This is a genomic window from Vibrio scophthalmi LMG 19158, assembly GCF_000222585.1.
Taxonomy (GTDB): Bacteria; Pseudomonadota; Gammaproteobacteria; order Enterobacterales; family Vibrionaceae; genus Vibrio; species Vibrio scophthalmi.
This window is the reverse complement of the sequence record NZ_AFWE01000105.1, coordinates 1-1,494: the sequence shown is the minus strand read 5'-3', so window position 1 is coordinate 1,494 and position 1,494 is coordinate 1. Positions and strand designations below refer to the sequence as shown.

Sequence of the window (1,494 nt, the reverse complement as noted above, 5' to 3'; positions counted from 1 at the left end):
TGACGAGCGGCGGACGGGTGAGTAATGCCTGGGAATATGCCTTGATGTGGGGGATAACCATTGGAAACGATGGCTAATACCGCATAATGCCTACGGGCCAAAGAGGGGGATCTTCGGACCTCTCGCGTCAAGATTAGCCCAGGTGGGATTAGCTAGTTGGTGAGGTAATGGCTCACCAAGGCGACGATCCCTAGCTGGTCTGAGAGGATGATCAGCCACACTGGAACTGAGACACGGTCCAGACTCCTACGGGAGGCAGCAGTGGGGAATATTGCACAATGGGCGCAAGCCTGATGCAGCCATGCCGCGTGTGTGAAGAAGGCCTTCGGGTTGTAAAGCACTTTCAGTCGTGAGGAAGGTAGTTGCGTTAATAGCGTAATTATTTGACGTTAGCGACAGAAGAAGCACCGGCTAACTCCGTGCCAGCAGCCGCGGTAATACGGAGGGTGCGAGCGTTAATCGGAATTACTGGGCGTAAAGCGCATGCAGGTGGTTTGTTAAGTCAGATGTGAAAGCCCGGGGCTCAACCTCGGAATTGCATTTGAAACTGGCAGACTAGAGTACTGTAGAGGGGGGTAGAATTTCAGGTGTAGCGGTGAAATGCGTAGAGATCTGAAGGAATACCGGTGGCGAAGGCGGCCCCCTGGACAGATACTGACACTCAGATGCGAAAGCGTGGGGAGCAAACAGGATTAGATACCCTGGTAGTCCACGCCGTAAACGATGTCTACTTGGAGGTTGTGGCCTTGAGCCGTGGCTTTCGGAGCTAACGCGTTAAGTAGACCGCCTGGGGAGTACGGTCGCAAGATTAAAACTCAAATGAATTGACGGGGGCCCGCACAAGCGGTGGAGCATGTGGTTTAATTCGATGCAACGCGAAGAACCTTACCTACTCTTGACATCCAGAGAAGCCAGCGGAGACGCAGGTGTGCCTTCGGGAGCTCTGAGACAGGTGCTGCATGGCTGTCGTCAGCTCGTGTTGTGAAATGTTGGGTTAAGTCCCGCAACGAGCGCAACCCTTATCCTTGTTTGCCAGCGAGTAATGTCGGGAACTCCAGGGAGACTGCCGGTGATAAACCGGAGGAAGGTGGGGACGACGTCAAGTCATCATGGCCCTTACGAGTAGGGCTACACACGTGCTACAATGGCGCATACAGAGGGCTGCCAACCAGCGATGGTGAGCGAATCCCAAAAAGTGCGTCGTAGTCCGGATTGGAGTCTGCAACTCGACTCCATGAAGTCGGAATCGCTAGTAATCGTGGATCAGAATGCCACGGTGAATACGTTCCCGGGCCTTGTACACACCGCCCGTCACACCATGGGAGTGGGCTGCAAAAGAAGTGGGTAGTTTAACCTTTCGAGGAGGACGCTCACCACTTTGTGGTTCATGACTGGGGTGAAGTCGTAACAAGGTAGCGCTAGGGGAACCTGGCGCTGGATCACCTCCTTATACGATGATTACTCACGATGAGTGTCCACACAGATTGATGGTTT

General features: G+C 53.7%; 1 rRNA gene. It reads left to right on the top strand.

The window, feature by feature from the left end:
• Positions 1-1,450, top strand: a 16S ribosomal RNA gene (locus RH88_RS08745); the annotation flags it as partial.
• Between the last annotated feature and the right edge of the window lie 44 nt (positions 1,451-1,494).